Source organism: Acidocella sp. MX-AZ02 (assembly GCF_000306035.1).
GTDB lineage: Bacteria > Pseudomonadota > Alphaproteobacteria > Acetobacterales > Acetobacteraceae > Acidocella > Acidocella facilis.
The window spans coordinates 888,716-902,351 of the sequence record NZ_JH976207.1 but is presented as its reverse complement, the minus strand read 5'-3'; the positions used below and the strand labels follow the sequence as shown (position 1 = coordinate 902,351).

15 protein-coding genes, 1 tRNA gene and 1 riboswitch are annotated in these 13,636 nt (G+C 65.7%); of the genes, 5 read left to right on the top strand and 11 right to left on the bottom strand.

Features of this window, described 5'->3' with window-relative positions; translation table 11 throughout:
- From MXAZACID_RS04440 to MXAZACID_RS04430, 3 genes are all read left to right on the top strand, one after another.
- The coding region (locus MXAZACID_RS04440; RefSeq protein ID WP_008492909.1) for a glycosyltransferase at nt 1–1,904 on the top strand (1,904 nt) is incomplete at its 5' end.
- Nucleotides 1,905–2,044: 140 nt separating this feature from the next.
- Complete coding sequence (locus MXAZACID_RS04435; RefSeq protein WP_008492908.1) at nt 2,045–2,956, top strand: hypothetical protein; 912 nt, start codon at nt 2,045–2,047, stop codon at nt 2,954–2,956.
- A gap of 18 nt (nt 2,957–2,974) precedes the next feature.
- Entirely contained in the window at nt 2,975–4,300 is a 1,326-nt protein-coding gene (locus MXAZACID_RS04430; RefSeq protein WP_008492907.1) for a glycosyltransferase, read from the top strand.
- A gap of 77 nt (nt 4,301–4,377) precedes the next feature.
- Here MXAZACID_RS04430 and MXAZACID_RS04425 read toward each other — a convergent pair whose 3' ends face one another.
- The 11 genes from MXAZACID_RS04425 to MXAZACID_RS04375 form a co-directional block, all read right to left on the bottom strand.
- A complete protein-coding gene (locus MXAZACID_RS04425; protein WP_008492906.1) occupies nt 4,378–5,598 on the bottom strand; it encodes a sodium:proton antiporter in 1,221 nt (406 codons plus the stop codon).
- 69 nt (nt 5,599–5,667) lie between these two features.
- Nucleotides 5,668–6,474: a universal stress protein gene (locus MXAZACID_RS04420; protein ID WP_008492905.1), complete on the bottom strand. Its 807-nt coding sequence runs from the start codon at nt 6,472–6,474 to the stop codon at nt 5,668–5,670.
- The gene (gene crcB, locus MXAZACID_RS04415) at nt 6,474–6,911 is read right to left on the bottom strand and encodes a fluoride efflux transporter CrcB (RefSeq protein ID WP_008492904.1); all 438 of its coding nucleotides are present in this window, start codon (nt 6,909–6,911) and stop codon (nt 6,474–6,476) included. The genes MXAZACID_RS04420 and crcB overlap by 1 nt, the downstream gene beginning before the upstream one ends.
- Before the next feature lie 80 nt (nt 6,912–6,991).
- Nucleotides 6,992–7,057: riboswitch (Fluoride riboswitch) on the bottom strand.
- A gap of 24 nt (nt 7,058–7,081) precedes the next feature.
- A complete protein-coding gene (locus MXAZACID_RS04410) occupies nt 7,082–7,954 on the bottom strand; it encodes an NAD(P)-dependent oxidoreductase (protein WP_008492903.1) in 873 nt (290 codons plus the stop codon).
- Between the two features lie 97 nt (nt 7,955–8,051).
- A tRNA-Pro gene (locus tag MXAZACID_RS04405) sits at nt 8,052–8,128 on the bottom strand.
- Between the two features lie 130 nt (nt 8,129–8,258).
- On the bottom strand, nt 8,259–8,903 hold the full coding sequence (locus MXAZACID_RS20015; RefSeq protein WP_008492901.1) for a MerR family transcriptional regulator: 645 nt from the start codon (nt 8,901–8,903) through the stop codon (nt 8,259–8,261).
- 16 nt (nt 8,904–8,919) lie between these two features.
- Nucleotides 8,920–9,225 (bottom strand): integration host factor subunit alpha, encoded by a 306-nt coding sequence (locus MXAZACID_RS04395; protein ID WP_008492900.1) that lies wholly within the window; start codon nt 9,223–9,225, stop codon nt 8,920–8,922.
- A gap of 109 nt (nt 9,226–9,334) precedes the next feature.
- Nucleotides 9,335–10,321 carry a beta-ketoacyl-ACP synthase III gene (locus MXAZACID_RS04390; protein ID WP_008492899.1) on the bottom strand — a complete coding sequence of 329 codons (987 nt, stop codon included), beginning with the start codon at nt 10,319–10,321 and terminating at the stop codon, nt 9,335–9,337.
- Nucleotides 10,314–11,366 (bottom strand): phosphate acyltransferase PlsX, encoded by a 1,053-nt coding sequence (plsX, locus tag MXAZACID_RS04385; RefSeq protein ID WP_026438649.1) that lies wholly within the window; start codon nt 11,364–11,366, stop codon nt 10,314–10,316. The genes MXAZACID_RS04390 and plsX overlap by 8 nt, the downstream gene beginning before the upstream one ends.
- Before the next feature lie 52 nt (nt 11,367–11,418).
- Complete coding sequence (gene rpmF, locus MXAZACID_RS04380; protein WP_008492897.1) at nt 11,419–11,622, bottom strand: 50S ribosomal protein L32; 204 nt, start codon at nt 11,620–11,622, stop codon at nt 11,419–11,421.
- Nucleotides 11,623–11,730: 108 nt separating this feature from the next.
- Nucleotides 11,731–12,300 carry a DUF177 domain-containing protein gene (locus MXAZACID_RS04375; RefSeq protein ID WP_240376569.1) on the bottom strand — a complete coding sequence of 190 codons (570 nt, stop codon included), beginning with the start codon at nt 12,298–12,300 and terminating at the stop codon, nt 11,731–11,733.
- 69 nt (nt 12,301–12,369) lie between these two features.
- On the opposite strand from MXAZACID_RS04375, the gene MXAZACID_RS04370 reads away from it, so the two are divergent.
- Both MXAZACID_RS04370 and MXAZACID_RS04365 read left to right on the top strand, forming a co-directional pair.
- The gene (locus MXAZACID_RS04370; protein WP_008492894.1) at nt 12,370–12,906 is read left to right on the top strand and encodes an outer membrane protein assembly factor BamE; all 537 of its coding nucleotides are present in this window, start codon (nt 12,370–12,372) and stop codon (nt 12,904–12,906) included.
- 3 nt (nt 12,907–12,909) lie between these two features.
- Nucleotides 12,910–13,636, top strand: a 727-nt coding sequence (locus MXAZACID_RS04365; RefSeq protein WP_008492892.1) for an alkaline phosphatase PhoX, incomplete at its 3' end; no start/stop codon positions are given.

Here is a 13,636-nt window from a genome sequence, read left to right as displayed (position 1 = left end):
CCATCATCATGCCGGTCTATCGCGGGTTGGAGGAGACCAGGGCCGCCCTGGCCAGTGCGCGCCGCGCCTTGCCGCCCGGCGCAAGGCTGATCGTCGTCGATGACGCCACCCCGGAGCCGGCCCTGGCCGCCCTGTTGAACCGGGCGGCAAAGCGCGGCCAGATCGAGCTGCTGCGGCACGAAGCGAATCGGGGCTTCTGCGACGCGGTGAATACCGGCCTGGACGCGGCCAAAAATCACGATGTGATATTACTCAACAGTGACGTTTTGGTCCCGAAAGATGCCTTCGCGACACTGCGCGAGGTCGCCTATGCGGCGCCCTGCATCGGCACCGTCACCCCACTCTCCAACGAAGCGACGCTCTGCTCCTATCCCGATCCCGCCGGCGGCAATGCGATGCCGGATCTGGCGGGCGCCACCAGGCTGGACCGGCTGGCCCATAAAACCAACGGGCTGGGCTGGGCGGAGATCCCCACCGGGGTCGGGTTCTGCCTCTATATCCGGCATGATTGCCTGCAACAGACAGGGGCTTTGCGCACCGCGCTGTTCGCCCAGGGCTATGGCGAGGAGAATGATTTCTGCCTGCGGGCACGCCATCTCGGCTTTGCCAGCGTCGCCGCGCTGGGCGCCTATGTCGCGCATCGCGGCGGCGTCTCCTTCCGGGGCGCCACCCAGGCGCTGATGCGGCGCAATCAGGCGGTGCTGGAGCAGCTCTTTCCGGGCTACCGGGCGCTGATCGAAGCGGCCAGCGCGGCGGATGCGCTCGCCCCCGCCCGCGCCGCCTTGGATGCGGCACGGCTGCAGGCGGCCCGCGCCGGGCGCCGCAGCGTGCTGCTGATCAGCCATGGCCATGGCGGCGGGGTGGCCCGGCAGATCGAGCGCGTCTGCGCCGCATTGCGCGCGCAGGGGAAATTCCCCCTGGTGCTGACAACGAAATTTCCCACCACCCGGAAGGCCCCGCGCTATCCCTGGCCGGCCTTGCTCTGCGATGGCCATACCCAGACCAGCCCCAACCTGACCTTCGACCTCGCCTGCCAGTTCGAGGCCTTGCTGGCGCTGCTGCGCGGCTTCCGGGTCGAGCGGGTGGAGATGCACCATATGCTGGGCCAGCATGAGGCGCTGCGTGGGCTGGCGGCGGCGCTGGGGGTACGGCAGGACATCGTGCTGCATGATTATGCCAGCTTCTGCCCCCGCGTCTCGCTGCTCAACCGCCCGACGCGGGAGGCGCCGTTGCGCTATTGCGGCGAGCCGGATGTGAAAGGCTGCGAAACCTGCGTGAAGCAGGACCGGCGCGGCGTGTTCGAGACGCTGCCGGTGCAACGCCTGCTCACCCGCTCCCGCGCCGAATTCGCTGGCGCCAGGGAGGTGCGCGTGCCCTCCGGCGACATGGCCCGCCGCCTGGCGCGGCATTTCCCCGGGCTGAAGCCCCGCATCACCGCTTGGGATGATGACAGCCAGCCGGTCTCCTTGCGGCCGCCACGCACCGGGGCAAGGCGGATCGCGGTGCTGGGCGGCATTGGCCCCACCAAGGGCTATGACGTGCTGCTGGATTGCGCGCTGGACGCCAAAGTCCGCGCCCTGCCCTTGGAATTTTTCATCATCGGGTCCAGCGCCGAGGACGGCGCCTTGCTTGAAGCCGGGGTCAAGATCACCGGCGGCTACAAGCCGGAGGAGCTGGACAGCCTGATCGCGGAGATCCAGCCCGACCTCGCCTTCATTCCCTCGATCTGCCCGGAAACCTGGTGCTTCACCCTCACCGAGGCCTGGGCGGCGGGGCTGTATGCGCTGGTGTTCGATCTCGGCGCGCAGGCGGAGCGGGTGCGGGCCACCCAACGCGGCGCCGTGCTGCCGCTCGGTCTGCCCGCGGAACGGATCAACAACGCCCTGCTCGGGATCAATTTTTGACCCCGCAGCGCCGCCCTCAGGCTGGCCAGTCGGGCTTCGTTAAGTTAGCTGTGTCATGCCTTGCTTGTGTGGAAAGTTCTGCAACAATATGGGCAACCACGCTGTCTTGCTTTTTGAATTTCTAACTTCGAGGACACCCCATGGCCGCTGCCAAATCCGCCACCGCCACGCCCAAGAAGCCGGCAGCGCCCGCTCCCGCCCCCCAGCCGGAGGCCGCCAACCAGGGCGGCGCCAAGCTGCAGGAGCTGAAGGTGACCGGACATCTGATGCAACTGCCGCCGGGCCTGTTCTGTTTCGTTAACGAGCTGAACCCTGGGGCTGCCATTCATAACGGCATGCCGGGCGTGCGCGTCTCCCCGCCGCCCTCGGGCGCACAGAATGTCGAGATTTCCAGCTTCCGTGGCGATGGCTGGCTGAATGCCGAGGGCGATGCCGCGCTGGTGCGGGTGAAGAACCAGCCGGGCCAGGTGCTGGTGACCATCTATCAATACGCCAACCTGCCGGATGCGGCGCCGAAGCTGCAGGTGCGCCAGCTGCTGGGCGAGGCGCAGATCGCCGCCAACCAGCCCGCCGCCGCTGAAGCCGCCCCTGCCCCGGCCAGCGCCGCGATGAACCCGGCCGAGGAGATGGATTTCATGGCGCATATCCAGAGCCGTGGCGATGTCGGCGCTGGCTTCGGGGACTGGCTGGGCGAGGCTGGCAGCAAGAACTGGGTCGAGGGCTTCTCGATCAAGGCGCCGGCGGGCGTTGCCCCGGCGGACTTCACCTATCAGGCGGTGCTGGGCCGTGGCTGGCTCTCGCCTTGGGTGGAAGCCGGGCAATATTGCGGCTCGCGCGGGATGGCGCTGCCGCTCTTGGGGCTGCGTGTGCGTCTCTCCGGCGAAGCCGCTGAGCAGTACGATATTTCCTATTCCGCGAAATTCATCGGCGGCGCCTCGGCCGGGCCGGTCGGCAATGACGAGACCTGCGAGGCCGAGCGGCTGGCGCCGCTGGAGGCCTTCCAGATCACCCTGACTCCGCGCGGCAAAAAGCCGGCCAAGGCCCGCAAGTAAAACCCGGCGAGGCCTGGCGTGAATTTCCTCTTCGTCCATCAGAACTTTCCCGGCCAGTATCTGCATATTCTGCGCAGCCTGCTGGCCGATAACCAGGCGGAGCCGGGCACGCACGAGATCGTGTTCATGTCCGAGCCGAACCAGAATTACATGGAAGGGGTCCGCAAGGTCACCTACTCAAGGCCGCCGCCGCCGCCCAAATCCCTCACTCCGGCGGCGCGGGAATTCGAGCAGGCGGCGATCCGCGCCCAGGCCGGCTATCAGGGCCTCGCCCAGATCAAGGCGCTCGGCTTCAAGCCGGATATCATCATCGGCCATCATGGCTGGGGTGAGATGCTCAATCTGTGCGATGTCTTCCCCGGCGTGCCGATCCTCGGCTATTTCGAGTTCTATTACCGCATCCATGATTCAGACGTGAATTTCGACCCGGAATTCCCGATGCATGTGACCAATTACGGCGCGGTGCGCGGCAAGAACACGATCAATCTGCTGGCGCTGGCGCTGGAGCAATGGGGCCAGACCCCGACGCGCTGGCAGTACGACACCTACCCCGCATGGGCCCGCGGCAAGATGCGGATCATCGAGGAAGGGGTGGATCTGTCACTCTGCGCGCCGGACCCCAGCCTGTTCAAGAAAACCGTGAAGGTCGGCCCGCTCACCGTCACGCCGAAGCAGAAGTTGATCACCTTCGTCTCGCGCAATCTGGAGCCCTATCGCGGCTTCCACACCATGATGCGCGCCTTGCCGGCGATCCTGAAGGCGCGGCCGGATGTGGTGGTCTCGCTCGTCGGCGGCGACGATATCAGCTATGGCGCCATGCCCGCCGAGGGCGGCAATTGGCGGCAAAAGATGATGAAGGAGCTGGAAGGCCAGATCGACATCTCGCGCGTGCATTTCATGGGCAAGGTGCCGTATGGCGACCATCTGACCCTGCTGAAGCGTTCGGACGCGCATGTTTATCTCAGCTACCCGTTCGTCGCCTCCTGGTCGCTGCGCGAGGCGCTGGGCTGCGGCTGCGCCATCATCGGGGCGGACAGCGTGACGGTGGCGGAGTTCATCAAGGACGGGGTGAACGGGATCTCCACACCGACACTGGACCATGACAAGCTGGCCGAGAACGTGCTGCGGCTGCTGGGTGATGCCAAGCTGACCGCGAAGCTGCGCAAGGGCGCGCGCGATTATGCCGAGGCGCATCTGGGCATGGATGCGTATATCGCGCGCTACCGGGCTTATATCGAGGAGATCGTGGGGGCGAAGCTGCTGCCGGATGCGCCGGCGAAGCCTGTGAAGGCCCCGGCGGCGAAGCCGGCGGCAAAGGCCAAGCCGAAATCCAAGGCTAAGTGAGTCGATTTTTTTAGAGCAATCTGTGTTGAGGTTGAGGCTGGCGCGTCAACCTCAACGCCGATTGCGCTCTTGGTTTTCTATTCCCGCACGCCACCAATCTTGAAGTGCCGCAGCAGCCACGGCATCGTCAGCCCCTGCCCCACCACCGAGACCACGACCACACCGAAGGTCGCCACCAGCACCTCGTCATGCATCGGCATGTCCAGCGGCAGTGACAGCGCCAGCGCCAGCCCCAGCGCCCCGCGCAAGCCTCCCCACCAGAGCACGTGCTGACAAGGCGGCTCGATGCGCCAGCGTGAGCCCGCGAACAAAGCGCAAAGCGGATAGACCGTCAGCGCCCGCCCGGCCAGCACCGCCAGAATGATGAAGACCAGCGCCCAAATTCCCAGTCTATGAAACGGAATCCCCGCCACGGTGATGCCGATGAGCAGAAACACCATGGAGTTGGCGATGAAGGCGACGAAATCCCACATCTCCAGCGCGAACTCCTTGCCCTTCACGCTGACCATGCCGGTGAAGCGGGTCTTGGTCTCGGCCAGCCCGAGATTGCCCAGCAGCAGCCCGGCGGTGACCGTGGCCAGCACGCCCGAGCCGTGGAAATGCTCAGCCAGCAGGAAGGCGCTATAGGCCAGCACGGCGGTGACGGTGCTCTCCACCAGATGATCCTCGGTGCCGCGCACCAGCAGAATCGCCACCCCGGCGCAGAGCGCCCCGGCCAGGATGCCGCCGCCGACCGTGACCAGCAGCAGCCCGCCAATCTGCCCGACGCCGACATGCGCCTGCCCCGCCGCCTGCACCCAGACCAACGCCAGCGCGAACAGCACGGCGGCAACGCCGTCATTCAACAGGCTCTCGCTCTCCACCAGCAGCCGCAGCCGGCCGCGCACGCCATTATCCTTGAACATGGCGATGACCGCGACAGGGTCGGTTGCGGCGATCAGCACGCCGAACATCAAGGCCGGGGGCAACGGCCAGCCCAGGCCGAAATGCAAAGCGGCGGTGACGAAGGCGGCCGAGATCAGCGTGCCGGGCAGCGCCAGGGTGAGGATCGGCAGCGCATCCTGACGCAGATCCTTCCATTGGATATTGATCGCGGCCTCGAACAGCAGAGGCGGCAGGATGATTTCATAGATGATGCTCTGGGTCAGGGTCAGCCCGGCCTGGAACGGGCTCACCGCCAGGGCGATGCCGGCCAGCACCAGCCCGACCGTGTAGGGCAGTTTCAAACGATGGGCGATCAGCGCCACCAGGGTCGCCACCACCAGCAGGCTCAGCATCGAGGTCAGGAAATCATTCATATCGCTAGGGGATATAAGGTGCTTTGGAAGAGAGTCGCGAGATTTCGGGGCAAAATCGACCCAGCCTGGTCAATGCTGCATCAATACCGGCAGATCGAGCTGCCGCAGCACCTCGGCGGTGGCGCCGCCAAACAGGATTTCGCGCAGCCTGCCATGGGTAAACGCCCCCATGACCAGGAAATCCGCGCCGACCGCATGTGCCTCCGCCAGCAAGGCGGTGCCGACATGGCGCCCGGCAAGGGCGAATTCATGCAGCCGCGCCGGGCGGCCGGCGGCTTCCAGGCTGTCCAGCAAAGCTTGCGGCGGCGGCGCAGCATGGGGGCTGTCGGTGCCCAGCAGGATGGTGGCGCGCTGGCAGGCGCGCAGCAGCGCCTGCACCGCGCCGATGGCCCGGGCGGCGGCATTGTCGGCATCCGACCAGGCGATGGCGATGCTCTGGGCGAAGCTGTGCGGCATCTGCCGGGGCAGCAACAGCACCGGCTTGGCCAGGCGCAGCAAGAGCAGGTCCAGCAGCGCCCGGGCATCGGCATCGCCCTGCGGGGCGGCGAGCAGGATCAGATCCGCCTCCCGCGCCGCCGCGGTGACGATCTGCTCAGGCGCGCCGGCGCGGATCTCCAGGCTGGGCAGGCCAGACTGCCGCCAGGCATCGGCGCGCTGCGCCAGCTCCACCGCCAGCGCCTGCTGGGCGGCGGCGAAGCGGGCATCGGTGCGGGCGGTGTGGACCTCTTCGGTGGGCATGAAGTCAGGGTCGCTCTGCGCCAGCGGGTGCAGCAGCGTGATCGCGGTGGGGCCAGCCTGGGCGAGCAGGCAGGCGCTGGCGGAGAGGATTTGATCCGCCGTCGCGGTTTCGGTGAGCAGGGCGAGCACGCGCAACATCAGGAGGCTTCCTCCTCGATCGCATTCTGCGCCACCTCCGCCACCTGGGCACTGGTGCCGCCAAGATGCGTGCCCAAAGCGTACCCCGCCGCCACCGCCGCCAGGCAGAACAGCACGGAGACGAAGATGTTCAGGAACGCCCGGCCCGGCGCCCCGCCGCGCAGCAGATCCAGCGTCTGCAGGCTGAAGGAGGAGAAGGTGGTGAAACCGCCGCAGACTCCGACCATGAAGAAGATCCGCACCGGCTCGGGTGCTGGGAATTTGCCATGGCTCAGTGTCAGCGAGCCGAAAAACCCGATGGCGAAGGAGCCGATGATGTTGATGATGATGGTGCCAACGGGCAGATTCTTGCTGACCGAGGCGAAGAATAGGGCCACCCAATAGCGCCCGACCGAGCCGATGGCCCCGCCCAGCGCGACAACCAGGGTTTGCAGCATGGTCTCTCTCTCCTTCTTCAATGCCGCGGGAGATGCCAATCAGGCACAAAACTCCCGCAGCGTTCCATGCAAAGCGCATGATCCGTGCAGGAGTCATCAGCTCCCCGAAGGAGCGGTTTTGGGGGGACTCCATCCCCGTGCCTCTGTTCTAAAAGGAACGGGGCGCCGGCTCAAGCCTGGCCGGAATCCTTCGCCGCCAGCGCGCCGATGGCGGCCCAGTCCAGATTTTCACCACCATTCGCCATCAGCGTCAGGAAGCGGTCGCGCAGCAGGCTGGCGAGCGGCAGCGGCACGTTGAGCGCCTCAGCAGCCTGCAGCACCAGGCGAATATCCTTCTGGCCGAGCGGCGCGGCGAAGCCGGGCGGCGAGAATTTCTGCTCCAGCAGGATCTGGCCATAGATTTTATAAACCGGCGCGTTGAACAGAGTGGAGGTGAGCAGCTCCAGATAAGCCGCCTTATCCACCCCGCCCTTGCCGACCAGCGCCAGCGCCTCACCCAGCGCCTCGATCACCGAGACGATGAGGAAATTGCCGCTGAGCTTGACCAGATTGGCATGGGAGGGGGTTTCGCTGAGCACGAAGCTGCGCTGGCCGATGACATCGAAGAGCGGCTGCGCCGCCTCGATATCCGCCTTGGCCCCCGCGGCGGCGATGAACAGCTTGGCGGCGGCGGCGGCATCCGGCCGGCCAAAGACCGGCGCGGAGAGATAACGCTGCCCGGCCTTGGCATGGGTTTTTTCCAGCATCTCAGCGGTGGCGACCGCGATGGTGCTGCAGGAAATATGCAAGCCCCCCTGGGGCAGATGCGCCAGAATCCCATCCGGCCCATGCAGCACCGCCTCCAGCGCCGCATCATTGGCGAGCATGGTGAATATGATTTCCTTGCCGGCGGCGGCCTGGCCGGGGGTGGCGGCGATCGGCGCATCCAGCCCCACCGCCTTCTCGCGGGTGCGGTTATAAAGCGTGACCTCATGCCCGGCCTTGATGAGGTTCGCCGCCATGCCGTGGCCCATCTGCCCCAGCCCGATAAATCCGATTTTCATGCGTTTGATCCTGTTCGCGGTACGCCACGGGGCGCGCCAAATCATCGCTGAATTGGGGGTTCAAGCGTTGATGAACAAGGATTTATGAGATGGAAAATGGTCGGAGCGGCGGGATTCGAACCCACGACCCCCAGTCCCCCAGACTGATGCGCTACCAGGCTGCGCTACGCTCCGGCCGTGGGGCGAGGCTGTAGCAGCATGGGCGCGCGCCGCCAAGGGGCAGAGGCGATAAAACCGATGGCTAAAACAAAACCGCCGGCCCAGCGGGCGCGGCGGTTTGTGTTGCGAGAGGCTTATCAGGCAATCAGCGCAGAACCCCGCGCATCGCCTCCAACGCCACCAAAGTTTCTGTGAGCAGCGCGCGCAGGCGCAGGATCTCGTCCTCGGGCGCCAGAGGCTGGCGGGGCGCCGGCGCATCCTCCACCAGGACCGGCTCCGGGCTTGACGGCGCGGCCTCATCCTCAAGCGGCGTTATGTCGTCGCCCAGCGCGGCCTCGGTCTGCACCACCTCCTCAACCAGCATGGTCTCGGAGGCATCGATCACCGGGACCAGAACGGGAACCGGCACGGGCGGCTGGTCCAGCGGCAATTCCACCGCGGTCTGGCGGGCCGGCTCAGCGGCGTGGTTCGGCGCGGAATCGCGCAGCAGACGTTGCACGCCCTTGATCGTATAGCCCTGAGTATAAAGCAGATCCGCGACCCGGCGCAGCAGCGCCACATCCTCGGGCCGGTAATAGCGCCGCCCGCCGCCGCGCTTCAGCGGCCGCACCTGCGGGAATTTCGTCTCCCAGAAGCGCAGCACATGCTGGGGCACATGCAGCTCGTCAGCGACTTCGGAAATGGTACGGAACGCATCGGCGGCCTTGCGGATACGCGGACGCCCGGCCTCATGGTTCAGGTCGGACGCTACGCCGTCATCCAGCGCCGCGTTAAATTCTTCATCCACCATGCGATCCTTCGCTCAGTCAGTCTTTGGGGGCGGACGGGCCGCCATTCACCGCGTCGCGCAACATCTGGCTGGGGCGAAACACCAGAACGCGCCGCGGCAGGATCGGGACTTCAACACCGGTTTTCGGATTCCGGCCAATACGGCGCCCCTTCTGCCTGACAGAAAAAGTGCCAAAGCCACTAATTTTAACGGATTTTCCAACCTCGAGCGCATCCGCGATCCGGTTCAGGACATGCTCAAGCAGATCCGCCGATTCGTGCCGCGACAAGCCGACACTCGCGTAGATCGCCTCGGTAAGCTGTGCACGCGTCAAAGTGTTCATTTTGCAAGATTAGCACGAGCGGCTTGGCGGTCAATCAGTTCTTGACCGATTCGCGTGAAATGGTGGCGACTCGTGGCGAGGTGCTGATCTTAAACGCTTTTTAGTTGGCTTACAGCCGCAGCAGGGCCGAGCCCCAGGTCAGGCCGCCGCCCAAGGCTTCCAGCAGCACCAGCTGGCCGGGCTTTGCCCTGCCTTCTTCCATCGCCACCGCCAGCGCCAGCGGGATGGAGGCGGCGGAGGTGTTGGCGTGCTTGTCGACAGTGACGATAACGCGCTCATCCGGCAGGCCGAGCTTCTTGCCGACACCGTCAATGATACGGCGATTGGCCTGGTGCGGCACCAGCAGATCAATATCGGCGGCGGTGAGGCCGTTCTCGGTCAGCGCCTCATTCACCGCGCCGGCCAGCAGCGTCACCGCATGGCGGAACACCTCGCGCCCATGCATCACCAGATGGCCGGATTTGTCGGGCTGGCCGACAGCGCCATCCACATAGAGAATATCCGCCAGCTTGCCATCGGCGTGCAGATGGGTGGAGAGCACGCCAGGGCCATCCTTGGTCACGCTCTTGGCTTCCAGCAGCACCGCGCCGGCACCGTCACCGAACAGCACGCAGGTGGTACGGTCCTCGAAATTCAGGATCCGGGAATAAACCTCGGAGCCGATCACCAGCACGCTCTGCACCTGCCCGGCGCGCAGCATCGCATCCGCGACCGAGAGCGCATAGATGAAGCCCGAGCAGGCGGCGGCGAGGTCGAAGCCGAAAGCGTTCTTCGCGCCCAACGCCGCCTGGATATGCACGGCGGTGGAGGGAAAAGCCTGATCCGGGGTGGAGGTGCCGACGATGATCGCGCCCAGCGCCTCCGGCGCCAGCCCGGCCTTCTGAAGCGCCTGGCGCCCGGCTTCGGCGCCCATGAAGGCGGCGGTTTCATGCGGGGCGGCGAAATGGCGCTGCTTGATGCCGGTGCGCTCGGTGATCCAGTCATCCGAGGTCTCCACCCGTGCCGCCATATCGGCATTGGTGACGATTTGCGCAGGCAGATAGGCGCCGATGCCGGTGAGCACGGCGCGGCGAAAGCTCAGATTGTCATCAACCATTTTGGTTCGGCACCGGGGCTTCGGAGAGGATGGCGTGGTCCATCGCCGTCAGGGCGTCGGCGATGCGGCTGTTGAAATCATTGGCGATCATGTCCAGCGCCACATCCACCGCATGGGCGAAGCCCAGCGCATCGGTGCCGCCATGGGATTTGACCACCACGCCATTGAGCCCCAGCAGCACCGCGCCATTATAGCGGCGGGGGTCCAAGGTTTCCTTCAGGCGCTTCAGCGCGCCACGGGCGAAGAGATAGCCCATTTTCGCGAACGGCCCGGCGGAGAAAACCTGGCGCAGCAGGTCGCCTACCAGCTTCAAGGCGCCCTCGCCGGTCTTCAGCGCGACATTGCCGGTGAAGCCGTCGGTCACCACCACATCCACGGTGCCGGCGGCGATGTCGTGGCCTTCGACGAACCCGTAGAACTGCCCGGCGATCGGGCTTTCGCGCAAAGTATTGGAGGCGGCGCGCAGGGTTTCATCCCCCTTGCCTTCCTCGGAGCCAATATTCAGCAGGCCGAATGTGGGGGTGGGAAGCCCCAGCACAATGCGGGCAAACACCGTGCCCATCAGCGCGAACTCGACCAGATTACGGGCATCATAAACCACGTTGAGCCCGAGATCGAGCATCACCACATCGCCCTTGGCGGACGGGGCGATGGCGGCCATGGCTGGGCGGTCAATGCCCTTCAGCGTTTTCAGAACGATTTTGGAGAGGGCGAGCAGCGCGCCGGTATTGCCGGCGGAGATCACGCCTTCGGCCTCGCCGGCCAGCACGGCATCGATGGCCCGGCGCAGCGAGGAATCGCGCAGGCGCAGCGCCACCGTCGGCTTCATGTCACCGGTGATCACTTCGGCGGCGTGGCGCAGCTCGTACCGCCCGGCCAGGCGCTTGCACTTGGCCAGGACCGGACGCAGCCGCACCTCGTCGCCGAAAATCAGGAATTGCGCTTGCGGATGGCGTTCCGCGGCAATGTCGAGCCCCGCAATAATCGCGTCCGGCGCGTGGTCACCACCCATGGCATCCACTGCCAGTTTACTGCTCTGGCTCATCTCGCCCCTGTCTCGGGTTACACCACCATTTCACGCCATACCGCCATAGCGGTTAGACGCGAACGACGCCCTTGGCTTCCTTGCCGGCGCCGACGACTTCACGGCCGTCATAATGGCCGCAATGGGCGCACACATGGTGGGGGCGCTTCAGCTCGCCGCAATTGGCGCACTCGGCATGCGCGTTGGCGGTCAGCGCCTGGTGGCTGCGGCGCATGCCGGCGCGGGAGGGAGAGGTCTTTCGCTTAGGAACAGCCATGACAAAACGCCTTACAGAAAACAGTCTGAGTATTATGGAAGGCGCCGCGTAGCAGAGGCCTGAACGCATCGCAAGTCATAGCTGCTCATTATATTGGAAAACAGGGTACTAGCCCTCGGGCTTGGTCAGCCTCGCGGCCAAGGCGGCGAAAGGGTTGGCGCTATGGTCGCTGGCCTCTTCCGGCAAACTTGCCCCCGGCTTGCGCGGATACGGGTCCAGCGCCAGCCCCAGCTGCTCGGCCAGGGCGGCGCCGAGGTCGATGATATCATTGGCATAAGGGATTTCGTCGGGCGAATCGAAGGAGTCCGGGGTGATGTCCTCCTCATCCTCGTCGCTATCCTCAACCCGGGGCGCCTGGCCCATATGCGCCTCCGGCACGAAGCGCAGCGCAGCGGTCTCGTTCAGCTTGGCATCGATGGGCTCCAGGCTGACCACGCAGGTCTGGGTCAAAGCCGCGCGCATTTTCAGCGTGCCGGCGATGATACCCGAGCGTTCGTGCCAAAGGGTGAACTGCCCTTCGAGCTTTGCCAGCGCCACCAGCCCGAAGCGTTTGGCCAGCGCCGCGCGCTGCGCCTCGTCCGCCTTCAGGCTGTAGTCGAGCTTCTGGTCCTTGATCTGCCCGGCCTTCACCGGATAGCTGAATTCTTCCGTCATTCGTGCAATATAGACGCTGCGCATTGACACGTAAGCCCCTGCCATGAGACCCAACCGGGCGAGAGATCGCTCCCAATGTTTAAGGATAGACGCGTGCGCCTGACCAAGCTGTCCCAAAGCCTGCTTCTCTGCGCCCTGACGGGCCTGTCCGGCTGCGCCATCTTCTCCGACGCGCCGCATTATCGCGGCATTGCGGTGACGAATGATGAGTTGAAGCAGCTCACCCCGGGCGTGTCGCAGCAGGCGGATGTGCAGGCGCTGATCGGCCCGCCGACCTTCGTGGAGCAATATGACCCGAATAACTGGGTCTATGTCTCGCAGATCACCAAGATGCGGATCGGCCAGACCGAGGGCGTGAAGAAGCAGAGCGTCGTGGTCGTCACGTTCAATGGCAACGGCACCTATGAATCCTATGTCCGCAAGGATCTCAAGGACGGTATCCGCGTCGATATGGACGGCAAGCAGACGCCGGTTCCGGGCGGTTCCGCCGGCTTCCTGCAGCAGCTGATCGGCGGTGTCGGCAGCTATAACCCGCTGGGCACGGCCTCCGACAGCAGCGCTGGCGGTGCCGCTTCCCTGGGCGGCAGCTCCGGCGATATCGGCGGCGGCAGCTCCGGCAGCAGCTTCTAGCCGATGCGCCGGCGCACGCTGCTGCTCTCCGGCATTGCCAGCCTCGCCGCCGGCGGGGCTGGCGCGCAGATGGCGGCGACCCCGCCTTATTATCTCGGCTACAACCCGGCCAACCCGCAGGCGCCGGGGCTGGGCGACAAGATCGGCCCCGGCTTCTCACGGCTGGTGATCGCCCGCTGGGGCGATCTGCTGCAGCCGGATGCGCCGCCTTTCACCCCCGATGCGCTGAGCCTGGCGCAGGCGGATAACCAGTTTCCTTATGATGCGGTGATCGCGGCGCTGATCGCCCCGCCGCCGGCGCAGGATAATATCCCGCGCCTGGTGCTGGTGACGGCCAACCCGACCGCCCCGGCCAATATGCTGTTTCCCGGCGGGATGGACCGCCCCGCCATCGCCGGGCGCGAGCAGGGTGTGACGGTGGTCAATCTGCAATATCAGGCCGGGCGCTGGGTGACAGTGGTGGGCGGCTATCAGACCCGCCGCCTCTCCGATGGCACGCTCTGCCAGCTCTCCGGCCCAGCCGCCGCGCAGGTGGGGAGCACTGTGCAAGGCGTGCTGGCGGTGCAGGCCGGCAGCGCCACGCCCTGGGGCAATGTGCTGCTGGCCGAGGGCGATGCCGGCCCCTGGCTCAACCGCCTCTCCGGCCTGGGCTTTGGCTATGGCGACCCGGGCCAGGGCGCGCGCTATGGCTGGGTGGTAGAACTGGATGCGCTGAACCCGCTTTATATTC